Below are 23,415 nucleotides of genomic sequence, written 5' to 3'. Positions count from 1 at the left end.
AATGAGCGACCAACCAACGACACGAACCGACGTGGACGCCGGTGCCGACGCCGGCGCGGACGCCCCCGCCGGAGAGGACGAAGAACAGCCCGAAGCGCGAGTGGGGTGGCGGTACACGCTCTCGCAGGTGAAACGCGACCCGACGGCGCTGGCCGGGTTGTGTATCATCGCGGTGATGGCGGTCATCGCCGCCATCGCGTTCGTCGACGGCGTGCTCTTCGAGTATCTCGCCGACTATCAGGTGTTCGCGAACATGGGCGTCCACCAGTACGTGCTGGCGGAGACGTTCTGGGTCAACCCGGCCGTCGACCCGGGCAACGCGCAGATTCTCCGCCCGCCGGTCGGACTGACGAACCAGCTGTACCCCGAGCAGCCGGGGACGTGGGCGCACCCGCTGGGAACGGACCACCGCGGCCGCGACATCCTCGTTCGGCTGTTCTACGGGACGCGCATCGCCATCACCGTCGGCATCGTCTCGACGGGCCTCGCGCTCGTTCTGGGGACGCTCGTCGGCGCAGTCGCCGGCTACTACGGCGGATGGATAGACGACGCGCTGATGCGTACCGCCGAGACGCTGTACGCCATCCCGTTCCTCGTGTTGGTCATCGCGTTCATGACCGCGTTCGGCGTGAACCTCATCTACGCGATGGTCGGCGTCGGTATCGCGACCATCCCGACGTTCGCCCGCCTCATCCGCTCTCGCGTGCTCTCGGTGCGCGAGGAGGACTACGTCGAGGCGGCGCGTGCGGCGGGCGTCCGCGACCGGAACATCATCCTCCGACACGTCATCCCGAACAGTTTCGCTCCCGTGCTCGTGCAGGCGACGTTGCAGATCGGCGTGAACATCCTCATCATCGCCGGTCTCTCGTTCCTCGGGTACGGCGCACAGCCCCCGACGCCGTCGTGGGGACAGATGCTCTCGAACTCGCGCCAGTACATGCTGCCGAACCCGTGGTTCAGCATCTGGCCGGGCATCGCCATCCTCGTCACCGTCATCGGCTTCAACCTCATCGGTGACGGGCTGAGAGACGCACTCGACCCACGGATAAACAACTGATGAGCGCAGAACCACTACTCAAAGTAGAGAACCTGAAGACCCAGTTCTTCACCGAGGAGGGGACCGTCCGCGCGGTGGACGGCATCTCCTTCGAGGTGAACGAAGGCGAACTCATCGGCCTCGTCGGCGAGTCCGGTGCCGGGAAGTCCGTCGCGACGAGTTCCATCATGCGACTCGTGGAGGACCCCGGCGAAATCGTCGGCGGGACGGTGACGTACAAAGGAAAGAAGATAATCGACATCGAGGAGGGGCCGGACGGCGAACTCCGGCGCTCCCCCGAGATGCTCTCGAACGCGGAGATGCGCAAGCAGATTCGGGGCAAGGAGATAGCCATCATCTTCCAAGACCCGATGGAGGCGCTGAACCCCGTGTTCAAGGTAGGCGCGCAGCTCCGCGAGTTCATCGAGATAAACCGCGGCGTCTCCGAGAAGAAGGCCAAGGAGATCGCGGTGGACATGCTCCGGGAGGTCGGCATCCCCGAACCCGAGAAGCGGTACGACAGCTACCCCCACCAGTTCTCCGGCGGGATGCGCCAACGCGTCCTCATCGCGATGGCGCTGTCCTGTCAGCCCGACCTCATCATCGCCGACGAACCGACGACGGCGCTCGACGTGACCGTCGAGGGCCAGATCATCGACCTGGTGGACGACCTCAGAGAGAAGTACAACACGTCGTTCATCTGGGTGACGCACGACTTGGGCGTCGTCGCGGAGATATGCGACCGGGTGAACGTGATGTACCTCGGCGAAATCATCGAACAGGCCGACGTGGACGACCTGTTCCACAAGACGCGACACCCCTACACGGACGCGCTGTTGGACTCCATCCCCCGCCCGGACCAGACGGTGGAGGAGCTTCAACCCATCAAGGGCGTGATGCCCGAGGCCATCAACCCGCCCTCCGGGTGCCGCTTCCACACGCGGTGTCCGGACGCGCGAACCGTCTGCCCGGAGGTCCGCCCAGAGTATCAGGACGTGAGCGACCCGGACGAGGCGCGGCACATGGTCTCCTGTGTGAAGTACGAGAACGTCGGCTACGACGACGCGGAACCGTTGGAGACGGAGGCCACGGAGGCGTTCGGCGGCGGCCTCGTCGAAGCCAGAGGTGACGACGAATGAGCGAAGTAATAACCAGAGAAGAGACGGACTCGGTCGGATTCGGCGAAACGCTCATCGAAATCGACGGGCTGACCAAACACTTCACGCAGGGGGAGGGACTGCTCTCCGCGTTCTTCGAGACGGAGACGGTCAAGGCCGTAGACGACGTGACGTTCGACATCGCCAAGGGCGAGACGGTCGGACTCGTCGGCGAGTCCGGGTGCGGCAAATCGACGCTCGCGCGGACCATCCTCAGACTGCTCGAACCGACCGACGGGTCCGTCCTGTTCAAGGGCAAGAACCTCGCGGAAATCGGCGGCGAGGAACTGCGGTCGATGCGGAAGGACATGCAGATGATCTTCCAGGACCCGCAGTCGTCGCTCGACCCGCGGATGAAGGTCGGACCCATCGTCGAGGAACCGATGAAGGCCCACGGACTGTACGAGGGCGAACGCGAGGAACGCGCCCGGATGCTGTTGGAGAAGGTCGGACTCGACCCCCAGCACTACAACCGGTACCCCCACCAGTTCTCCGGCGGGCAACGCCAGCGTGTCAACCTCGCGCGCGCACTCGCGGTCAACCCGGACTTCATCGTCTGCGACGAACCCACGTCGGCGCTCGACGCCTCCATCCAAGCGCAGGTGCTGAACACGATGCGCGAACTGCAGGACGAGTTCGGGCTGACGTACCTGTTCATCAGTCACGACCTCTCGGTCATCCGCCACATCTCCGACCGCGTGGCCGTGATGTACCTCGGTCAGTTGGTCGAACTCGCCGAGACGGACGAACTGTTCGAGAACCCCCAGCACCCCTACACCGACGCGTTGCTCCAGTCGATTCCGGTGCCCGACCCGCGGGCGCGGGGCCAACGCGGCGTCCTCGAAGGCGACGTGCCGTCGCCCATCGACCCGCCCTCCGGATGTCGCTTCCGCACGCGGTGTCCGAAACTCATCTCGCCCCCGGAGTACGACCTGACGAAGAGCGAGTGGGAGGACGTGCGTCGATTCATGCGCGCCGTCGAGCGCAAGACGTTCGAAGTCGAGGGCGAGGCGTCCCTTCGCGCGGAGTTCTTCCCCGACGGGACGCCCGGCGGCGAGGCCGGACGCATCGTCGAGACGAGCATCGACGAGGTTCTCGAAGACGAGTGGGAGACCGCCGCGGACCGACTCGTCGAGTCGTTCGCCGAGCAGTCCATCTGCGCGAAGGAACTGCCGGCGTACGAAGTCGACCCCGAGTTCGGAGACGGACCCCACCTCGCGGCGTGTCACCTCCACCGCGAGGGCGGCGGCGAAACCGCCGACTGACGGCCACCTCGCGGTAGCCGTTCGCGTTACTTTTCGACCCGTATCTCGACGCTGTCGCTCGGTCGCGTTCCGGGCACGGCGACGAACGCACCGACCTCGTGGACGCCCGGTTCCGCTTCGACCCACCGGGTCGGTTCTCCATCCCCGCCGACGCGCTTGAACCGCCCGTCCCACGTGTGCGTGAGGACTTTCCGCTCTCTCGCCCGGAAGGCGAGCGTTCCGGTGGCGTCGCCGAGGTACACCCGTTCGTCGCTGGCTTCGAGTTCGCCGTCGACCGTCCACCCCCAGAGCCGTCGCGTCTCCGTCTCGACGGCGACGGGCAGGGGAAACGAGTTCTCGATTACGACGGTCAGTTCCACCGGGTCGCCGCGGGCGTACACCTCGCGGTCGGTCTCGACGGTCACCGAGAGCGACCGGCGGACGACCGACTGCGGGACGAACTTGCCGAGGGCGGCGGCGACGGGGTTGCTCACGTCGTCGAGTCCGTAGCGGTCCTGCCGTTCGGTCGCTCCGTTCGATGGCGGCATCGTCTCGTTCGGAGTACGGCGAGAGCGCGTTTACTTTCGTCGGTTAGCGGGCGAGCACCGCGAACGCGAGGCGCGACGGCCGGTTCGGGCCGAAGAAGAGCGGAGACGTCGTCGGACTACCCCCGCCGGCGAGAACTGACGCGATTCAGTTCCCGTACCGGTGGACGAGGTACCCGCCGAGGGCCGCCCCGCCCGCCGCACCGCCCACTGCGCTCGACGGGTCGACGGACCCCCGAAGGCCCGCGGAGAACGCCGTCCCGGCGCGCCGAATCGACCCTTCGGGCACGCGGACCACGTACTCGTGGACGTCGCCGGCGCCGACGCGGCCCGAGACGGTCCGGTCCAACGCGCCGCCGTCCGTCCCGGCCACCTGCGCGCGGAGTTCGTACGCCGTCGCTCGGCGGCCGACGACCGAGAGTCGGTACGTGCCGTGCGACGCGCCGTAGCGGTACCGGGTCGCGTGCACGTCCGAACGGGTCCGGTCCGTGAACGCGCCGTGGGTCCGTCCCACCGGGTCGCCGTCGGGCCCGACGGCGGTGAACGCCACGTCCGCCGAGTCCACGGAGAACCGAACCGCGCAGTCAAGGAGGTGGCCGAAGTCGGCCTCGTCGTCGGCGCGTCGCGGCGCGGTCACGGACGCCCCCGCGCGGATGGCGCGGTCCCAGCGGTTGAACACCAACGCGTCGTACGTCGGGTGGCCGACCACCGGGAACTCCTCTGTCGGTCGGACCGAGAGGGTGCGCCGCCGTCCCTTTCGGTAGCCCTGCGCGGGGACGTTCGGGTCGTACAGGCGGAGTTCGACGCCGCCGCCGGTCTCCTCGTAGTCGTAGACGAGAACCTGATGGGAGAGGCGCGTCTCGGTGTCCACGAGGGTGACCGTCGCGGTTCCGAAGGCGTCCACGCAGGCCGTGAGCGCCGACATCTCCGCGGTGTAGTCTATCTTCGCCGGGGTGAGCATCCGCCGGCGGCCGAGCCACGCGTACACGTCGAGAATCTGCGACGACTGGTAACGGTCGATTCGACGCCCGACGGTCGTCTCGCCGTCCGAAAGCGTCACTTCCGGGCTGTGCAGGTCGGCGGCGGCGTCGGCGTCCGCGGGGAGCGACTCCGGCCGTTCGAACAGTTCCTGTGCGGTGAATATCATCCCGTAACAGTGGCCGTTCGTCGAGGCCAGTTGGGCGACGCCGACGCGAATCTGCGAGGATATGAGGTCAACGAGCGACGGCGGGAGTTCGCCGACGCCCACGCCGAACAGGTCGGCGAAATCGCCGCGCCAGTCGTTCCGGATGCGCTCTTTGACCGCCTGGTTCGAGACGGCCCGGTGGTCGTGACCGGGGTAGGCGTCCCTGTCGCCGCCCGCCCAGTTCGGGAAGCCGAACCCGTCGCGCGCCGGGTCGAACCCGCCGTCGGCACCGCCGCCGCCCGCACGCTCGCCGCCGTCCGCCGTCTGCGCGCCCGCGACGCCCGAACCGGCGGCCACTCCGAACGCGGCCGCCCCGACGCGCGAGAGAAATCCCCGCCGACCCAGATTCGTCATTGTACCAACGTGACACGTCCGATGACTTGACTGTTTCCCGTCTCAGTAGCCCTGCGCGTTCCCGTCCTTCCGAGGTTCGGTCGCCGCGGAGAGCGTTCCGTTATCGTTCCGCGCTATCTGCGCGCCGCCGAACGTGCCGGGTGAGAGCAGACGCACGTCGTGTCCCCGCCGGACGAGTTTCGTGCCGAGACTGTCGCTGAGGCGTTCCTCGACGGCGAGCGTGTCGTCCTCGCGGTAGCGCCACCGGGGGTAATCGAGGGCCGCCTGAAGCGGCATCCCGTAATCGACGACGTTCGATATCACCTGCACGTGCCCCTGCGGTTGCATGTACCCGCCCATGACGCCGAAGGCCGCCCAGTCGTCCTCGTCGAACTTCGCGAGCGCCGGAATCAGGGTGTGGAACGGCCGCTTGCCCGGTTCGAGGCGGTTCGGGTGGTCGGGGTCCAGAGAGAAGGAACTCCCGCGGTTCTGGAGGGCGATGCCGGTGTCGCCGGCGACGAGGCCCGACCCGAACCCGGCGAACCGGGAGTTGATGTAGGAGACGACGTTGCCCTCGTCGTCGGCGACGGTGAGGAGGACGGTGTCCGCGTCCTCGGCGTTGGCGTCGGGGACGCCGAAGGAGACATCGCGGTTCGCCTCCTCGCTCACCTCCTCGGCGCGCGTTCTCGCCCACTCCTTCGAGGCGAGGGGCGGTATCTCCTCGTACTCGGGGTCGGTGACGTAGCGGTGACCGTCGCGGAAGGCGAGTTTCGTCGCCTCCGCGAAGTAGTGGATTCGGTCAGGCGAATCGAGGGGGTACTCGCCCGCGCCGAGTTCCTCCGCGACGTTCAGCGCTTCGAGTGCGACGAAGCCCTGATTGTTCGGCGGGAGTTCGAATATTTCCGCGCCGTTGTACGTCGTCGAGACGGGGTCGGGAAACTCCGGTTCGAAGTCCGCGAGGTCGGAGACGGTCAGGAAGCCCCCGGCCTCCTGCACCTCGGCGGCGATTTGCTCGGCGATGTCACCCTCGTACACCACGTCCGCGCCCTCCTCGGCGATGCGTTCCATCGTCGCGCCGAGTTTCGGCAGGGTGACGGTCTGGCCCACGTCGGGCGCGTCGCCGTCGAAGAGGTACGCCTCGCGGGCGTTGTCGCTCTCGAACAGGTCCTCGCCGTGTTCCCACTGGCTGGCGACGACCTCCGAGACGGGGTAGCCCTCGGTGGCGTAGCGAATCGCCGGTTCGAGGGCGTCCGGGAGCGTCAATCGCCCGAGTTCCTCGACGGTCACCTCCCACCCGCGGGCGGTGCCGGGGACGGTGACGGCGTGGGGGCCGGTGTCGGGCATCTCGGCGTCTTCGGGGTCCACGCCCTCCTCCTCGGCGACGGCTTCTCGGACGTTCTCGATGGTCGCGTCCGCGGGCGCACCGCCGCAACTGCGCATCGCGCCCACCTCGCCGTCGGCCGTCCGGTAGAGGGCGAACACGTCGCCGCCGAGTCCCGTCGAGGTGGGTTCGACGACGTTCAGGGCCGCCGCGGTGGCGACGGCGGCGTCGAAGGCGTTGCCGCCCTCCCGAAGCGTCTCGATACCCGCCTCGGCGGCGAGGGGTTGGCTCGTCGCCACGACGCCGCGTTGCCCGTACACCGTCGAACGACGCGAGGTGAACCTGTCTAAGTCCGCGTTCCCGTCGATATCCATGCGCGACAGTTCGGAAACGGCGGCCAAAAGTCCACCCGAAGGGGAAAAGGGGAAGGTATCGCTCGCGGCGGATTCGACTCCGCTACTAGGACCGGAGGACGAACGCGGGTACGGCGTCGGGGAACGACGTCGCCGCACTCCACGCGAAGAAGGCGACGAAGCCGACGACGAACGAGAGGGCGGCGACGAAACAGAGCACCGCCGTCGTTCTCGGGCGTCGAACGTGAGAGAAGCCGTATCCGACCACACAGACGAGAAGAACGGCGAGTGCCGCCGCCGGGGCGGGAGGACCGTCGAGGGCGAAGAGCGTCTCGAACGCTTCCGTTCCGACGACGCTCCACGCGGCGCTAACCGCCGCGACGACGAGTATCCGTTTCGAGGGGACCACGACCGGCCATCGCGGACGGTCGATAAATGCTTTCTCGGTGTATCGACTCCGTGTGAGAGACGCACAGCTTCTGCGGAAGAACCTCTCGGAGGGCGGTGTCGTCGGGGAGACAGCGAATCGCCCGGTATAGAGAACGTGACCAGCATTGCTGGTGCTGCCCGCCCGTTCAGACGTCCTATCTCCGAAGTAAGAGGAGGAGGAATCCGACAAGTATCAGAAGTAACAGCGCGACGATAACGAGATTCATCACCGTCGCTTGCCAAATCGGGGCGGAGTCACCTGCTGGAGCAAGCGTGGTGGAACGAATAACAGTAGCAGCGAGGGACAAAAGGAAGGAGGACTCTTGCATACAGATGGTTCTCTAACTGGGCTATATGCTTTCTCGTGTAGACCGATTTTCTTGGTAAGCAGTCTAGGGGACCGAAGAGAAGGGTCCGAGTCAGTCCGTCAGGCCGTACCCGCGGCGGAAGAGGGCGACGTTGAACGCGGTGACGACGGCGGCGAAGACGACGAGGACGGCGAGCGAGGTGTTCGGGTCCACCTCGCTGACGCCGAGGAAGCCGTACCGGACGCCGTTGACCATGTATATCATCGGGTTCAGGAGCGACACCTGCTGGAGCGTCTGCGGCAGTTCCGCGATGGAGTAGAAGACGCCGCCGAAGAACACCAGCGGTCGGAGGATGAACTGGTTCAGCATCGTCAGGTCGTCGAAGTCCTCCGCCCAGAGGCCGCCGAGGACGCCCAGACTCGCGAAGAGCAGGGTGATGACGAGCATGAACGCGACCAGATAGAACGGGTGGGTGACGCCCACCGACGTGAAGAACGCGCCGATGATGGCGACGAGTGTGCCGACGATGACCCCCCGGAGCGCCGAGGAGAGGATGTACGCCCACACCATCGAGGAGTAGGAGAGCGGCGACGTCAACGCCTCCTCGATGTAGCGGTTCCAGCGACCGTGGAAGATGGAGAAGGAAGCGTTCTCGAAGGCGTTCGAGATGGCTCCGAGGACGATGAGACCCGGCAGGATAAAGAGGATGTACGGGACGCCCGCGATTTCGTTGATTCGCTCCCCGAGGATGACGCCGAAGACGGAGAAGTACAGCACGTTCGTGATGAACGGCGGGACGAACGTGTTGCGGGGGCGGCGGAGGAACCGGAGGATTTCGCGCCGCAGGAGGGCGACGAACCCGGTCATATCGACGCTCGACATCAGTTCGACACCTCCATCGTCTCGCGGTCGTCCTGCCGCGTCATCTCGACGAACACCTCTTCGAGTGAGGTTCGGGTTATTTCGAGGTCCACAATCTCGTGGCCCGCCCTGTCGAGTGCGCGGACGAGGTCCGGGGCGACCAGACCGCCCTGCTGGGCGGTGACCGCGAGGCCCGACTCCGTGAGTTCGGCCGCCTCGTACTGGCCGTCGAGGGCCGAGAGGTCGGGCACCGCGGCGGGCGGGTCCCGCAGGGAGACGGTGATGCGGTCGGTCCCGCGGTCCATCAGTTCGTCCGGACTCGCCACGTCCACGACGCGTCCGGAGTCTAAGATGGCCACCTCGTCGCAGAGGCGTTCGGCCTCCTCGATGTAGTGCGTCGTCAGGAGGATGGTCGTCCCGTGGTCGTTGAGGTCGGTGATGGTCTCCCACAGTTCGTGGCGCAGTTGCACGTCGACGCCCGCCGTCGGTTCGTCGAGGATGAGCAGGTCCGGTTCGGTGATGAGGGCGCGCGCGAGCATGAACCGGCGCTTCATTCCGCCGGAGAGCCAATCGAAGCGGGTGTCGCGCTTGTCGTAGATGCCCACTCGCTTCAGCACCTCGTCGGCGCGCTCTCGGGCCTCGCTCTTGGGGACGCCGTGGTAGCCCGCCTTGTGTTCCAGAACCTCCCGGATGGGAAAGAAACGGTCCACGTTGAACTCCTGCGGGGCGAGGCCTATCTTGTCCCGCGCCTCGCGGTAGTCGTCCTCGACGTCGTGGCCGAAGACGCGGGCCGTCCCGCCCGACTTCCGGACCAGACCGACGAGGACGTTGATGAACGTCGTCTTCCCCGCGCCGTTCGGTCCCAGCAGGCCGAAGAAAGAGCCCTCTGGCACGTCGAGGTCCACACCGGAGAGCGCCTGCACGTCGCCGTACGACTTCCGTAGATCGCGTATCTCTATCGCGGGAGGCACTACCCGCCAGTCGGCAACGGACGGGATTAAGCGCTCCGACCCCGGAACTGGGTGTCACGCAGTCGCACGGTCCCGTGCGCCCGTCTCCGGTTCGGTCGCCGCCTCGACGGGTCACTCCAGGTGGTGGTAGTCGAGTTCGTACCCCGCCGCGAGCGCCTCCCGAACCGGGTCGCTCGGTTCGGCCACCGACCGGGTCCGAACGTTCGCGTCCGATCCGTCGCGTTCGACGAGGACGTTCACCCGCCACTCCGCTTTCGTTTCGGGGTGGTCGTCGCGGAAGTGCGCCCCGCGGGACTCCGTTCGGTACCGGGCGGCGACGAGCGTCGCCTCCGCCGCGGTGAGCATGAACGGGAGGTCCACCGCGAACTCGAAGTCCCTCCCGGTCCTGTCGCCTTCCACGCGCAGGTCGTCCATCCGGTCGCGGAGTTCGCGCACTCGGTCGATGCCGTCGCCCAGTCGGTCCGCGTCCCGGAGGATGCCGGCGTGTTCCCACATCGTCTCGCGGAGTTCCGCGACGAGTTCCCGCGGGCGCACGTCTCCCTCGGCCCGTTCGAGTCGGTCGAGGCGGCGGTACTCGCGTTCGGCGGCGCGGCGGGCGTCCGCGTCGAGTTCGTCGTCGGTCTCGCCCGCGGCGATTCTCTCGGCGACGTGGCGACCGACGTACGGTGCGATGGCGACGGTTTCAGCCAGCGAGTTCCCGCCGAGTCGGTTCGCGCCGTGGACGCCCGCCGCCGTCTCGCCGACGGCGTACAGTCGGTCGACGCCCGTCTCGCCGGTCGTCGCGTCGATTGCGACGCCGCCCATCGTGTAGTGGGCCGTCGGCGCGACGACGACGGGGTCTTCGGCCATATCGACGCCGAGCGACTGGAATCGCTCGTACATCTTCGGCAGACGCTCGCGGATGAACGACCCGTCGCGGTGGGAGATGTCGAGGTGGACGCCGCCCGCCTCCGTACCGCGGCCCTCGCGTATCTCTTGGGCGATGGCGCGGGCGACGACGTCTCGGGCGTCGAGTTCCATCTGGTCCGGCGAGTATCGCTCCATGAACCGTTCGCCCTCGCCGTTGTACAACCGCCCCCCTTCGCCGCGGACGGCCTCCGTCACGAGTTCGCCCGACCAGTCCTCGTCGTACCGGTCGAGTTGGACCATCCCGGTGGGGTGGAACTTGACGAACTCGACGTCCAACAGACTCGCGCCCGCGTCGTAGGCGAGGGCCGGACCGTCGCCGGTGTTCTCGTCGTCGCGCGAGGAGTGGCGGTCGTAGACGGCGGAGAACCCGCCCGCCGCGAGGACGACGTGGTCCGCGACGAACAACAGGAAGCGGCCGTCCTCCATGTCGAACCCCGCCGCGCCGTAGACGCGCGACCCGTCGGAGAGGAGCGTCGTCACCATCACGTTCTCGCGGTAGGGAACCTCCAACTCCTGCGCGCGCGAGACGAGGGCGTCGAGGACCGCTCTCCCCGTCTCGTCGCCCCTGAATACGGTTCGACGGAACGACTGCGCGCCGAAGTAGCGCTGGTTTATCTTCCCGTCTTCGGTCCGGTCGAAGTTCGCACCCCACTCGTCGAGTTCGCGGATTCGGTCGGGCATCGTCTTCGCGACGAGTTCGACCGCCTCGGGGTCGTTGACGAAGTGTCCCTCGTTCAGGGTGTCCGCGGCGTGAATCGCCCAGTCGTCCTCGGGGTCCAACGACCCGAGTGCGGCGTTGATGCCGCCCGCCGCCCACGTCGTGTGGGCGTCACCGTGGTCGCGTTTTCCGACGACCAACGGTTCGACGCCGCGTTCCTGCAGTTCGATGGCCGTCCGGGCGCCCGCCGCGCCCGCACCCACGACGAGGACGGGCGCACGAACTTCCTCGTACGCAGGTGTCGGTGCACTTTCGTCGTCCGGTCGGTCCGCGTTCGGGTTCACGAGCGGAGGTTAGGACTACCCCGACTTCAGGTCTATGCGGGAGAATCGACGGGTGAGACGCCGAGAACGTCGTTTTTCGGGGAAAAACGGACCGTGGCGAACGCGGCGTCTCGGCCGGGTGCGTCGTCGGTACCGAAGACAATTAAACTCATTAAAGAATATTATCACTATCAATCATTATGTTTATTCGTGCGATGGTCCTCCGTGGGAGTGAGGCGACGACGAATGAACGTACGCACCACCAAATCCGACGTAGCAGGCGTCCGCGCACGAACGAACGCGACGACACCGACGACCGACCGACCCGACCGACCGATACGCGACATAACATGACACGAACGACCCGACGAACCCGACGGACTCGAACCGCCGAACGAACGCGCCGACCGACCGAAGAAGAAGACAGAGAGGCACCTTTGGTTCCCATCATCGACACGACCACCGGACGGTATCGACAGACCGAGCAGAGGCGGCGACCGACCGACGAGGAGGACGCGGAAGCGCCGTTGGTCCCCCTCATCGAGACGGACACCGACCCGGACGCGGAGTACGACGACGTCCGCCGCGAAATCGCCGACCTGAAGACGCAACTGAATCGCATCGAATCGACGCTGGGGGGAAGCCGATGAGCGAGGAGACCATCGGCGGCGACGAGATGGGAGCCGAGGAGGTGTTCACCCGCGACATCGACAACCCCGCCGGCCGGGAGTTCCGCCGCCTTCTCGACGAGCAGAACTTCACCTTCGCGCCGGGCATCTACCACGCTCTCGACGCCCGCCTCGCAGAGATGGCCGGACTCGACGCCGCGTACATGAGCGGCTACTCCACGGTCCTCGGCCAGTTCGGCTTCCCGGACTTGGAGATGGTGACGATGACCGAGATGGTCGAGAACGCAAAGCGGATGGTCGAGGCGACGAACCTGCCCGTCGTCGCGGACTGCGACACGGGGTACGGCGGCATCCACAACGTCCGCCGCGCCGTCCGCGAGTACGAGAAGGCCGGCGTCGCCGCGATTCACATCGAGGACCAGACGACGCCGAAGCGGTGCGGCCACATCGCCGGCAAGCAGATAGTCTCCCGCGACAAGGCCCGCGCCCGGTTCGAGGCGGCGGTGGACGCAAAGCAGTCCGAGGACACGGTCATCATCGCCCGGACCGACGCCTACGGCTCCGCGAACGGCGACTGGGAGGAACACCTCGAACGCGGCCGCATCTACGCCGACGCCGGGGTCGATTTGGTCTGGCCCGAGATGCCGGACCCCTCCCGCGAGGACGCCGTCGAGTACGCCGAGACCATCCACGAGACCCATCCGGACCTCGACCTCGCGTTCAACTACTCGTCGTCGTTCGCGTGGTCCGAAGAGGAGGACCCGCTAACGTTCGAGGAACTCGGCGACTTGGGCTACAAGTACATCTTCATCACCCTCTACGGCCTCCACTCGGGCGCGCACGCCGTCTACGAGGACCTCAGCAACATCGCCGACAACGACGAAGAGGCGCAGTTCGACCTCGAATCGCGCTACATCGGCCACCCCACGGAGTCCCACCACGAACTCTCGTTCGTCAAGGACTTCCAAGACATCGAGACGCGCTTCGACAGAGAGGCCAAAGAGCGCATCGAACAGTCCGAGGGCTTCTCCGAGGAGGAGTCCGACCCGATAAAGAGCGACGACGACTGAACCGGCCGGGTCCCGTGGGCACGACACCCCGCCGGAGAGCCGCCGCGAACTCGCCGCGCCGGACCGCGGCAAACGTTCGCACACCCGGACAATCGTTAAGTAGCGACCGGGTGACTCATCGACCGAGTCCCGCGACCCCGCGGGCGGAGCATCCGATGACCGACACCACCACCACCACCCGTCGCGCACCCGCCGCGGCGTCCGCATCTCTCGCGGCGTCCGCACCAAGCGACGGGTCCCGGTGTCCGGTCGTCGGAAACGCCGGTATCCTCGGTGTATCCACAGTATCCGCGGCACCCGCCGCATCCGATGCACCCGGGGTACTCGGCCCCCTCCGCGTCCGGTCCGCGTTCGGCGCGTAACGTCGCGCCGCGCGGGCGGGGTCGGGGGAACCCGATTCCGTCGCGCACGCCACGGAATCGGCCCCTCACTCTTCTCGCGTGACGCACCTCGCGCCGCCGCGGAGCGACCGGACCGCTCCCGTGTCGGCAGTCGTCTTCGACGCGCGTTCGAGTCGCGCCGGGAGCCTCATGGCGATAAAGCAGTCCAGCCAGAACGAATCGCACCCCGACCGCCCCGCCGCCGTCCGCGCGTCGATGACGGTGCTCGTCACGCGCGACGCCGACGGCGACTTGGCCGCGGGCGTCCGAAAGCGCCTCGCCGCCGTCGAGAGCGTCGAGGCCGTCGAGTCGGTGGAGATACGCGGCCTCAAGCCCGCGCTGAACGACCTGCGCGTCGGCGTCGATGCGGCGCTTCTGGTCGACGTCCCGCCGGACGACCGAGAGCGGGCGGCGGAGTCGTTAGCCGACGGCTTCGGCGTCAAGGCCGTCGAGAGCGTCGAACTCCGGTAGCGTCCGTCGCCCTCCTCGGCGTCACCCCCTCGCGGCGACGATGCCCCCGCCGGGCGTCGCTACGGGCGTCCGGCGGCCCTTCGCGGCGGCGGGACTGCCCTGAAAAGGCAAGACAGAAACCCAATCCGCGTCACGAGAGGGTATGAGCATCCTCGAGGACGCCCGAGCGTTGGCGGAGAGCGGTCCCGTCTGCGACGCCTGTTTGGGCCGCGTCTTCGCCGACCGGAGTTTCGGACTGACGAACGCAGAGCGAGGGCGGAGCCTCCGCGTCGCCGCCGCACTCGACGACGACGAGGCGTTCGAGGCGACGGACACCGCCGAGTGCTGGGTGTGTGAGGGCGAGGTGGCCCGCTTCGACGAGTGGGCCGAACGCTGCGCCGAGGCCGTCGAGGACGTGGAGTTCGACACCTACCAAGTGGGCACGCGCGCCCCGCCCCTCGTCGAGGAGAACGAAGTGCTCCTCCGGGAGGGGGCCGGACTCCCCGAGGACGCCGGCGAACTGTTCAAATCGGAGTTCAACCGCGAGGTGGGCAAGCGACTCGGCCGCATCACCGAGACGGAGGTGGAGTTCGGCCGACCGGACGTGATGTTCCTCCTCGACATCGAAGCCGACGAGGTGGAGGTGGACGTCCACTCGGCGTTCGTCTACGGTCGCTACCGCAAACTCGAACGCGACATCCCGCAGACCGAGTGGCCCTGTAACCGGTGCGACGGGTCGGGCTACGTCGGCAAACAGGTCTGCGAGAAGTGCGGCGGGTCGGGCTACCTCTACGAGGAGAGCGTCGAGGGACTCACCGCCCCCGTCGTCCGCGACGTGATGGACGGGACGGGCGCGAAGTTCCACGGCGCCGGGCGGGAAGACGTGGACGCGTTGATGCTCGGGACGGGCCGTCCGTTCGTCATCGAGATAGTCGAACCGCGTCGCCGCCGCGTGGACACCGACCGACTGGAGGGCGACATCAACGTCTTCGCCGAAGGGAAGGTCGAAGTCGAGGGCCTCCGCCTCGCGAACTACGAGATGGTCGAACGCGTCAAGAAACTCGACGCGAGCAAGCGGTACCGCGCCGCAGTCGAGTTCGACGCCGACGTGACCGAGGCCGAACTCGCCGCCGCGATCGAGGAACTCGACGGCGCGACGGTCGAACAGTACACGCCGCACCGCGTGGACCACCGGCGCGCGAACCTCACGCGGACCCGCGAGGTGTACGAGGCGACGGGCGAACTCGAAGACGCCCGCCACGCCACCGTGGAGATTCACGGCGCGGGCGGCCTCTACATCAAGGAACTCATCTCCGGCGACGAGGGGCGGACCGAGCCGAGTCTGGCCGACATCCTCGGCGTCGGCGCGGAGGTGACCGCCCTCGACGTCGTCGCCGTCGAAGGCGTCGAAGAACCGTTCGAGGACGAGGAGTACTTCCGCGACTGAGCGTCTGCGCGGACGCCGACGTCGGAACCGACGCTCGCTCGGCCCTTCTCCGCCGGAACCCGCACAACGCTTTTCAGACCCCGGTCGCAATCTCACCGTGAGGAGAGATACCATGTGCCACCACTACGAGTCGACGGGCGAGTGGGAGGCACTCGTCCGCAAAGAACTGGAAGCGCGCCGCGAGGAGTCCGACGACGAGGAGGCGGAACCGGAAGTCGAACGCGTCGAACCCGAAGCGCCCGACGTTCCGACGGCGGACGACTGAGTCGGAGAGACCGGAAGCGCAGACGCCCTCGGCCCGCCTCTTTCTTCGAACGGTCGCCGCGCAGTCGCCTCAGGAGGATCGCGTCTCGGCGGCGGTTCGTCCCGCCTCGCCGGGAGACAGCGACGGAACCCGCACGCTGACCACCGACCCGGTCGGGTCGTTGGCCTCGAAGGAGACTGTTCCGCCGGCGACGCCCGTCGCCCACGTGACCAACCAGAGGCCCAGACCGCTCCCGTGGACGAGGGGGGACTCCGTGCCGCGTTCCAACACCGAGCGCTCGTACTCGTCGATGCCGGGGCCGTCGTCGGCGACGGCGACGCGGACCCACTCGTCGGTCACCTCGACCGTGACTCCGACGTGCGGGTGGTCGCTCGGGTTGTGTTCGGCGGCGTTTTCGAGGAGATTCGAGAAGACGGCGTCGAGGACGGTGGCAACGTACACGTCCTCGGGGAGGGGGTCGCAGGTGACCGTCGCCTCCGGGTACGCCTCGCGGACGTCCGCGACGTGTTCGGAGAGGAGGTCCGCAAGCGGCGTCGCCTCGGTCGGTTCGCGCCCCTGTTCGAAGATGTCCGAAATCTCCCGCGCCTTCTCCCCTATCTCCGCGATGTTCGCGGCGTGTCGCTTGACGGTGGTCGCGCGCGGGTCGCCCGCCTCCTTCTCTATGAGGTCCGCGTATCCGGCGATGAGGTTCGTCTCGGTGCGGATGTTGTGTCTGAGCACTCGGTTCAGCACTTCCAGACGCTGTTGCTGTCGGATGTGCTCGCTGACGTCGTGGAGGGTGATGACCCGGCCGATGGCCCGCCCGCGGAAGTCGGTGATTCGCGTGACGGTGGCGTCGTACAGCGCCTCCCGGGAGTCGCCGTCGAGGGTGACGCGGCCCGTCGCCGCCCCGTCCTCGGGCAACTCGTCGTACTCCGGGAAGAACTGCGCCGCCGGTCGTCCGAGTATCTCCCGCGGCGCGACGCCGAGGGTCTCGACGGCGCTCTCGTTTACGTCCACCACGTAGTCGTGGCTATCGACCACGATGGCGGCCTCCTGCATCCGTTGGAAGACGAGGCGGCGCGCCCGCCGGTTCGGCGAGGGGTTCGTCCCCAGCAGTCGGAACCGCGTGAGCGCACCGAGGTAGGCGACGCCGGAGACGGCGAAGGCGATGGGCGTCGGGTCGAGCCCGGTAATCGGAACCACGCCCGCGACGAACAGGGCGTTGCTCGCCCACGGGGCCAGCGTCCCGACGAGGAGCGCGGCGCTCTGTCCGCGGAACGGGAGCGAGTCGCTCCGGATGAGGCCGAAGAGCGGAATCGACCCCAGCAGTCCGAGCAGGTACGTGTACACCGTGATGAGCCAGAACCACGGGCCGGGGGTTCGAGAGAGCGTCGCGACGCCGTTGCGGCGGACCAGCGTCGATTCGACGTACAGCAGGTCGTGGGACTCGCTGGTCACCGCGAGGACGACGGTGAGAACGGGGACGACGGAGAGGAGGGCGACGTACCGGAGGCGGACGTACTGGTCGTGTCCGGTGTACTCCAACGCGAACAGGAACCACGCGACGGGGATGACGACGACGCCCACCCACGAGAGATTCATCCAGAACAACTTCGAGTCGAGCGTCGTCGCCTGCAACTGGAAGATGAGGAAGGCGGACCACCAGCACTGCCCCGACAGCATGGCTACGAGGGGAACCGACCCCGGTTCGGGCCGTTCCCGCCACGCGAGGAACGCCGCCGTCGTTCCGACGGTAATCGTGGCGAACAACACCGGCGGTAACAGGGTGACGGGGAGCACCGCTTTACAGAGAGACGTGTCGCATTACATATTAACTGTCCGGTGAAAGTTTCGCAAAAGTGGACGTGCCGCCGGTCGGTTACTCAGACGGGGAGCAGACGGACGATGCCGAGCGTGACGAACACGAAGAGGAACGTGCACTCGGCGGCGAGGACGAGAGCGCCCTCCCTCTCGGTCCGACCGAGCAAGGAGGTGACGGCGCAGGAGTAGCCAGCGCCGACGAGCAACGCGAGTGCCGCCGCGACGGAGACGTACCCCGAGAAGGCGGCGTATCCGGCGAGTGCGACGACCGCGAGGTTGACGCCGTAGAGAGCCTGTCGCGTCCGACGCACGCCGAAGACGACCGGGAGCGTCGAGACGCCGATGGCCGCGTCGCCCTCGACGTCGCGGACGTTCGGAATCTCGGCGTTGACGAACGTCGCGAGGAAGAAGTACGCGAAGACGACGGCGGCCGTCGGCGTGAACGCCGCGTCCGCGAAGGCGAGGGGGAGGAACGTCAGCGTCGCCGCCCACGCGAAGGCGACGACGGCGGAGTTGACGAGGAGAACCTCCTTCAGGCGGTGGAACGGCAGGCCACTCTCGGGCACCCAATCGGAGGCGTAGAGGACCCAGAACGCCCCCGGGAGGAGCGTGATAGCCAGCGCCACCGGTCCGCCGAGGACCGAGAGCGCGACGGCGAGCCCGTACGCGAGCGACGCGAGCACGTAGAGTTCGTCGCGGTGCCGGCGGACGAACGCGGCCTGCCGGGGGTTCGAAACCGCGTCGGTGTCCGCGTCCGCGATGCGGTCGCTCGTGTAGACGGCGAAGGTGACGAGTCCGACGACGACCGGCGCGGCGTTCGACGGAAGCGACAGGAGAGACATCACGACGGCGACTTCGGCCATCGCGATGAGTGCGAGATACGCCGAACTGTACACCAGCGCGTCCCACCACGATTCTCCCCGTCTCCTCGCCCACTCGGTCAGTCTGCTTTGCATCGACGCCGCTCTGTCGGGGTCGTTCGACAGCGACTGTGTGTCGTGTACCATTGATTGTCTCCGCGACAGCGGGGACGACCGAAACGCCGCGGCTGTCGCTACGACGTATCGTCGGAATGGGGTGAATTAAAGACGAGACATTAACCTGTCATTTAGCGGCGGTCGAACGGCCCGAAAACGCGGTTCGAGCGGTCGGCGTCCCCGCGGACCACAACCGCTTAGTCGCCGCCGGGTCCTTGCGGCGTACATGGGAGACGGACGCGGCGAAGGCGAGAGACGCGCGTTTCGCGTCGGATGCGACGAAGCGGGGAAGGGGCCGGTTCTCGGCCCGATGGTCGCCGCCGCGGTGCGGGCGGACCCGGCGGCGCTTCCCGAGGGCATCGACGACTCGAAGCGTCTCGCGCCCGCCAGACGGGAGGAGATAGCCGCCGCCCTCCGCGATGACGACGCGGTGGCCGTCGGCGTCGCCGTCGTCCCGCCGTCGCGCATCGACGCCCCGGAGACGGACATGAACTCCTTGACCGTCGCCGCGCACGCCGAGGCAGTCGCCGCCGCGGCGCGGGACGGCGACGCCGTCGTCGCGGACGCCGGCGACGTTGACGAAGCGCGGTTCGGACGCCGCGTCGCGTCGGACGTCGGCGACGCCGGCGTCGAGGTGAGCGTCCGGGCGGAACACGGCGGCGACGAGTCGTACGCACTCGTCGGCGCGGCGAGCGTCGTCGCCAAGGTGGAACGGGACGCGCGCGTCGCCGCCATCGCCGAGGAGTACGCCGAGTACGGCCCCGTCGGAAGCGGGTACCCCAGCGACGGGACGACGCGGAAGTTCCTCCGCGAGTACGTGGGCGAGACGGGGGAACTGCCGGACTGTGCGCGCGCGTCGTGGTCCACGTGCGACGACGTTCTCGCCGCCGCGGCGCAGTCGTCGCTCGACCAGTTTTAGCGCAAAAAAGAACCCGTACTGTTCGACGGCCGAACTCAGCGCATGTCGGCGAGGGAGACGAACGAACCCGATTTGGCGGATATCCACGTCGTTACCAACTCGTCGTCGTCCGCGTCGGCGGGATAGATAGTGCACTCGTCGGGTTCGTCGTCGTACGAGACGACGGTGGCTTCGTACGCTGGCGGTGACGCCGGTTCCCCGAGTCGCGGCCGGGGACCGACGCGTCGCGGAACCTCAGCGTCGTTCGTCGCACCGATGACGTCGCCCGTGAGATGCCGATTTGTATCCATCGTTGTGTCTTCGAACCCCGTTCGAAACCGACGGGGGGCGGCTTCGGTCGTCTCTCGGTACGCCTACCCGTACCTCCTACGAGGATATTTAGGTAATGGCCGATTCTACGCTCCTGAGAATTACGCCGGAGGTTTGATAGAAGCTCTAAACCCGCGTTTTACCGACGAGCGAAGGGCGATACGGCCGATGAGCGATCGATCCGAGCGGACGGGAGTCGGCGGAAAATACCGTACGAGCGATACGTATAAATGACCGAACGTCGGCGGTTCAGCGCTCCTTCGTCGTGAGGGCGCGCAGGATGTCGCCGTACGCCGGTCGGGTGATGAGGACGCCCACGAGGACGCCGAGGATGGTGAAGATGGCGAAGCCCTGCAGGTCGCCGAGCGACAACACCGCCAGCGGAGACATGGCGATGATGGTCGTCGCCGCCGCCGCGCCGATGACCCAGAACGCCTTCTTGAAGCGCGACTGGAAGACGCGTCGGGAGTTTATCTGCCCCTCGGCCATCACCTCGTCGGCGATGATGATGAGGTCGTCCACCCCCGTCCCGATGACGGCGATGAAGCCCGCGATGACGGAGAGGTCGAGGGCGTAGCCGATACCGGCGGCGAAGCCGAGGAGGATGAACACCTCAGAGAGGGCGGTGACGACCATCGGCGCCGCGACGCGTATCTCCTTGTAGCGGAAGAACACCACGCCGCTAACGGCGAGGACGGCGACGATACCCGTCAGAAGCGAGTTCGACTTGAAGTCCGCCCCCTGACTCGGCGAGACGTACGAGGAGGTGCCGCCGTCGGGACCCGTCATGTCGAGTTTCGCCGGAAGCGCGCCCGCGCGGAGGTTGATGGCGACCTGTTGCGCCTCGGTGAGGTTCCGCGTCCGGAGCTGGAACTCGGGCGCGTTCGCCCACTCGCCGGAGCGCATCCCCTGCGCGAGGCCGGGACTCATCCCGAAGGCGTTGACGACCTCTCCGTTGACGACCAGCAGGAGGCACGGTTCGGTGCCGTTGGGGTTCTCCCGGTAGGTACAGGTCGTGCCGCCCGGTTGGGCGATACCCGTCTCGACGGCCGCCTGTTGGAAGTCCTGCGCCGCCGACTGCTCGACGGTCACCGGAACGAACGCGCCGCCTCCCTGACTCTCGGAGGCGGTGCCGATGCTCTGGAAGTCGTCCTGTTGGAGTATCTCGCGCGTCTGGTACCCGCTCCCGTTCTCCGCGGGGTAGTACGCCTGAATGGAGACCGTCCCGCGTTCGCTCACGAGTTCGAGCACCTCCGAGCGGTCCCGGTTGGGCACTTCGATGAGGATGAAGTGCTCCCCGGTCGCCGTCCGCACCGTCTGGACGGTCCCGCCGGAGAGTCCGGCCTCGTTGATCTTGTTTTCGAGGACGGAGACGGCGTCCTGCCGGGTCGTCTGGGTCACGCCGTCGCGGACCGTCCCGTACTCGTAGCCCGCTTGGCCGAGCGCCGTTTGAAGTTCGGCCTGCGTGACGTTCTCGACGGTCACCTCGACGGTGCCCGTGTTCTGACTAGTCGGTCGCGCGATGACGTCCGAGGGCGTCGCGTTCGACAGTTGGGAGGCGACGTTCCGTTCGACCGTCCGCGGTTGGTCGCCGCCGAACTGCACCTCCTCGGCGGTGATGCCGACGAGTGGCGCGCGGACGCGCGTCCCGCCGGACAGTTGCAGGCCGTACTGGAGGTTCGTCATGCCGCTATCGTTCGCCACGGCACCGCCCGCGCCGCCCGTGTCGTCCGGGGCGAGCGTCGGCGAGAACAGCGCGAACGCCGCCACGAGGACGAACACGACGAGCAGTGCGATGCGCCAGTTGTCGCGGAGTGAGACCATTATCGGGCCACCCCCTCGTACTTGTACCAGCGGAGTAGGCTCAGGTTCAGCATGTAGGTGTTCATCAGGTCGGCGGAGAGACCGAAGACGAGGACCGTCCCGATGGCAGCCAGCAGTTGGATGCCGAAGATGGTCGCCGTCACGGTCATGACTATCATCGCCGCGATGGACGTGAGCGTCATCGTCACGCCCGTCCGCATCGCGCGGTAGGTGGACTCGTAGAAGTCACCCGACCGGCGGAGGACGTGGTTGTTCAGCAGGATGTCCGAGTCGACGGAGTACCCGATGAGCATCAGAAGCGCCGCGACCGTCCCCAGAGACAGCTCGATGCCGAGGACGTTCATCAGCGCCAACGGGATGACGATGTCGGAGAACGCCGAGATGACGACGGCGATGGAGGGGACGAACGTCCGGAACATCGCGAAGACGAGGAGGCTCATCCCGAGGAACGCCGCCACCACGCCGCCGAGGGCGAGCGTCTGCGTGTCACCGCCGAAGCTCGGCGAGACGGAGGAGATGGCTCGTATCTCGAAGCCGGCTTGTTCCGCCTGGCGTTCGAGCTCCGAGGGGTTCACCGACGACCCGTCGTTCGACTGGAACGTCACGATGTACGTGTTCTCGGTCGGAACCGAGCGGATGGACTCGGGTTCGGCGGTGAACGCCTGCCGTATCTGTTGTTCGGCTTGCGCCGGCGGTGCATCGACCGCGACCTGTATCTCGGTACCGCCGGTGAACTCTATCCCTTGGTTCACCGGTGCACCGGTTGCGACGTACCATCCCGCGATGACGAGGAGAGCGACCACGAGAACCGCAAGCGGGACCGCCGCGAGTTGGCGATTCGTGTACCGGGTGTAATCTACCTCCGGTACAGTGAACTCGGCCATGGAATCCGTTCATCTTGGGTGCCGAATAAGCCTTCTTATACGTTCGCGGGGTTCGGTGAACCGTCTCCCCTGCGAGTGCCGGCGGGAGTGCCTTTGCGTTCGAGCGCGTATCCGAGGGCATGAGCGCAGACACCGCCCGCAGAGTCGTCGTCTCGTACCCGGACGAACTCAGCGCGTGGGGCCGCGACCAACTGGAGACAGACCGGTTCAGGTCGTACCTCCGGCGGGTCGTCGAGGACCCGAGCGTCGGCGACACGTACGAGGAGTTCGTCGATACCGGCTGTTGCGGCGACTCCTTGGACGTTCCCCTCCGCATCGAGTCCGTGGAGGGGCCGTCGGCGATGGGGGCGGAGACGGAGATAGCGTACACCGCCCGCGACACCGAACCCGGCGAGATAGCGGGCGGGTGGAAGGTCCAGAGCAACGGCGGGCCGGGCGCGACGACCGGCAAAGCGCGCGACGGTGGGAGTTGAGGACTCGACCGGCGAGTGACGCGGTTGCGGAGGGCGACGCGCGGCGTCAGGAGAGCACGAAGTCGTAGGTGAGTAAATCGTAGACGATAAGCGCCACCCCGAGGCCGGTCGCGACGACGAGAGACCAGAACAGCACGTCGTTCTCGGCGGTCCTCTCGAACTCACCGTCGATTTCGCCCCGCACGACGCTCCGTGCGAGAGCCACCAGTAGCAGAAGCCCGCAGGCCGCGGTAAGAACCGGCCACAGAGAGACGCCGTCCGCGAGGAGTTGTACCGTTCCGCGGACCGTGGTGCGCAGTCCGAAGACGACGTAGGCGAGCACGACGATTCGCTGTCTCTCCATGCCGGTCG

Annotated in this window: 23 protein-coding genes; 10 read left to right on the top strand and 13 right to left on the bottom strand. The window is 67.2% G+C overall.

The annotated features are described in order from the left end of the window. The first annotated feature begins 1 nt into the window (after position 1). From BLS11_RS01585 to BLS11_RS01575, 3 genes are read left to right on the top strand one after another with little or no spacing between them, the layout of a single operon-like run. Entirely contained in the window at positions 2–1,057 is a 1,056-nt protein-coding gene (locus tag BLS11_RS01585; protein ID WP_092531923.1) for an ABC transporter permease, read from the top strand. Then, a complete protein-coding gene (locus BLS11_RS01580; protein WP_092531920.1) occupies positions 1,057–2,175 on the top strand; it encodes an ABC transporter ATP-binding protein in 1,119 nt (372 codons plus the stop codon). Before BLS11_RS01585 ends, BLS11_RS01580 begins: the two co-directional genes overlap by 1 nt. Continuing rightward, complete coding sequence (locus BLS11_RS01575) at positions 2,172–3,458, top strand: ABC transporter ATP-binding protein (protein ID WP_092531917.1); 1,287 nt, start codon at positions 2,172–2,174, stop codon at positions 3,456–3,458. The genes BLS11_RS01580 and BLS11_RS01575 overlap by 4 nt, the downstream gene beginning before the upstream one ends. A 26-nt stretch (positions 3,459–3,484) precedes the next feature. Here the strand turns inward: BLS11_RS01575 and BLS11_RS01570 are convergent, their stop codons facing one another. The 7 genes from BLS11_RS01570 to BLS11_RS01540 all read right to left on the bottom strand — a co-directional run bounded on the left by BLS11_RS01570 (position 3,485) and on the right by BLS11_RS01540 (position 11,655). Continuing rightward, entirely contained in the window at positions 3,485–3,985 is a 501-nt protein-coding gene (locus BLS11_RS01570) for a DUF7974 family protein (protein ID WP_092531914.1), read from the bottom strand. A 145-nt stretch (positions 3,986–4,130) separates the two neighbouring features. Further along, positions 4,131–5,522, bottom strand: coding sequence for a hypothetical protein (locus BLS11_RS01565; protein ID WP_092531911.1), 1,392 nt, complete (start codon positions 5,520–5,522; stop codon positions 4,131–4,133). A 42-nt stretch (positions 5,523–5,564) separates the two neighbouring features. After that, entirely contained in the window at positions 5,565–7,196 is a 1,632-nt protein-coding gene (gene ggt / locus BLS11_RS01560; protein WP_092531908.1) for a gamma-glutamyltransferase, read from the bottom strand. A gap of 85 nt (positions 7,197–7,281) precedes the next feature. Next, on the bottom strand, positions 7,282–7,584 hold the full coding sequence (locus BLS11_RS01555; protein WP_092531905.1) for a hypothetical protein: 303 nt from the start codon (positions 7,582–7,584) through the stop codon (positions 7,282–7,284). 439 nt (positions 7,585–8,023) lie between these two features. Further along, positions 8,024–8,794, bottom strand: a complete 771-nt coding sequence (locus BLS11_RS01550; protein ID WP_092531902.1) for an ABC transporter permease — start codon at positions 8,792–8,794, stop codon at positions 8,024–8,026. Continuing rightward, complete coding sequence (locus BLS11_RS01545; RefSeq protein ID WP_092531899.1) at positions 8,794–9,744, bottom strand: ABC transporter ATP-binding protein; 951 nt, start codon at positions 9,742–9,744, stop codon at positions 8,794–8,796. Before BLS11_RS01545 ends, BLS11_RS01550 begins: the two co-directional genes overlap by 1 nt. A gap of 111 nt (positions 9,745–9,855) precedes the next feature. Further along, positions 9,856–11,655, bottom strand: coding sequence for an L-aspartate oxidase (locus tag BLS11_RS01540; protein WP_092531896.1), 1,800 nt, complete (start codon positions 11,653–11,655; stop codon positions 9,856–9,858). A gap of 329 nt (positions 11,656–11,984) precedes the next feature. Between BLS11_RS01540 and BLS11_RS01535 the strand changes: the two genes are divergently transcribed. The 5 genes from BLS11_RS01535 to BLS11_RS19220 all read left to right on the top strand — a co-directional run bounded on the left by BLS11_RS01535 (position 11,985) and on the right by BLS11_RS19220 (position 15,875). Continuing rightward, positions 11,985–12,284, top strand: a complete 300-nt coding sequence (locus tag BLS11_RS01535; RefSeq protein WP_092534411.1) for a hypothetical protein — start codon at positions 11,985–11,987, stop codon at positions 12,282–12,284. A gap of 26 nt (positions 12,285–12,310) precedes the next feature. Beyond that, complete coding sequence (aceA, locus tag BLS11_RS01530) at positions 12,311–13,333, top strand: isocitrate lyase (RefSeq protein ID WP_394327385.1); 1,023 nt, start codon at positions 12,311–12,313, stop codon at positions 13,331–13,333. Between the two features lie 482 nt (positions 13,334–13,815). After that, a complete protein-coding gene (locus BLS11_RS01525; RefSeq protein ID WP_217628972.1) occupies positions 13,816–14,184 on the top strand; it encodes a hypothetical protein in 369 nt (122 codons plus the stop codon). A gap of 142 nt (positions 14,185–14,326) precedes the next feature. After that, entirely contained in the window at positions 14,327–15,610 is a 1,284-nt protein-coding gene (locus tag BLS11_RS01520; protein WP_092531890.1) for a tRNA pseudouridine(54/55) synthase Pus10, read from the top strand. 97 nt (positions 15,611–15,707) lie between these two features. Beyond that, positions 15,708–15,875, top strand: a complete 168-nt coding sequence (locus BLS11_RS19220) for a hypothetical protein (RefSeq protein WP_175454329.1) — start codon at positions 15,708–15,710, stop codon at positions 15,873–15,875. Between the two features lie 69 nt (positions 15,876–15,944). Here the strand turns inward: BLS11_RS19220 and BLS11_RS01515 are convergent, their stop codons facing one another. Both BLS11_RS01515 and BLS11_RS01510 read right to left on the bottom strand, forming a co-directional pair. Continuing rightward, positions 15,945–17,657 carry a histidine kinase N-terminal 7TM domain-containing protein gene (locus tag BLS11_RS01515; protein ID WP_217628971.1) on the bottom strand — a complete coding sequence of 571 codons (1,713 nt, stop codon included), beginning with the start codon at positions 17,655–17,657 and terminating at the stop codon, positions 15,945–15,947. Positions 17,658–17,740: 83 nt separating this feature from the next. Further along, complete coding sequence (locus tag BLS11_RS01510) at positions 17,741–18,685, bottom strand: UbiA family prenyltransferase (protein ID WP_092531887.1); 945 nt, start codon at positions 18,683–18,685, stop codon at positions 17,741–17,743. Between the two features lie 196 nt (positions 18,686–18,881). Here BLS11_RS01510 and rnhB point away from each other — a divergent pair, with 196 nt between their 5' ends. After that, positions 18,882–19,574 (top strand): ribonuclease HII, encoded by a 693-nt coding sequence (gene rnhB, locus BLS11_RS01505; RefSeq protein ID WP_092531884.1) that lies wholly within the window; start codon positions 18,882–18,884, stop codon positions 19,572–19,574. Between the two features lie 35 nt (positions 19,575–19,609). Here the strand turns inward: rnhB and BLS11_RS01500 are convergent, their stop codons facing one another. The 3 genes from BLS11_RS01500 to secF form a co-directional block, all read right to left on the bottom strand. Beyond that, positions 19,610–19,864, bottom strand: a complete 255-nt coding sequence (locus BLS11_RS01500; RefSeq protein WP_092531881.1) for a DUF7511 domain-containing protein — start codon at positions 19,862–19,864, stop codon at positions 19,610–19,612. A gap of 268 nt (positions 19,865–20,132) precedes the next feature. Then, the gene (locus BLS11_RS01495) at positions 20,133–21,707 is read right to left on the bottom strand and encodes a preprotein translocase subunit SecD (protein WP_092531878.1); all 1,575 of its coding nucleotides are present in this window, start codon (positions 21,705–21,707) and stop codon (positions 20,133–20,135) included. Beyond that, on the bottom strand, positions 21,707–22,591 hold the full coding sequence (gene secF, locus BLS11_RS01490; protein ID WP_092531875.1) for a protein translocase subunit SecF: 885 nt from the start codon (positions 22,589–22,591) through the stop codon (positions 21,707–21,709). Before secF ends, BLS11_RS01495 begins: the two co-directional genes overlap by 1 nt. A 119-nt stretch (positions 22,592–22,710) precedes the next feature. On the opposite strand from secF, the gene BLS11_RS01485 reads away from it, so the two are divergent. Then, a complete protein-coding gene (locus BLS11_RS01485; RefSeq protein WP_092531872.1) occupies positions 22,711–23,064 on the top strand; it encodes a DUF7968 family protein in 354 nt (117 codons plus the stop codon). Positions 23,065–23,110: 46 nt separating this feature from the next. On the opposite strand, the gene BLS11_RS01480 is transcribed toward BLS11_RS01485, so the two are convergent. Further along, positions 23,111–23,407: a hypothetical protein gene (locus BLS11_RS01480; protein WP_092531869.1), complete on the bottom strand. Its 297-nt coding sequence runs from the start codon at positions 23,405–23,407 to the stop codon at positions 23,111–23,113. Between the last annotated feature and the right edge of the window lie 8 nt (positions 23,408–23,415).

It is taken from the genome of Halopelagius longus (genome assembly GCF_900100875.1).
Lineage (GTDB): Archaea > Halobacteriota > Halobacteria > Halobacteriales > Haloferacaceae > Halopelagius > Halopelagius longus.
The sequence above is the reverse complement of the archived record's forward strand: the minus strand, read 5'-3'. Positions and strand labels throughout refer to the sequence as shown.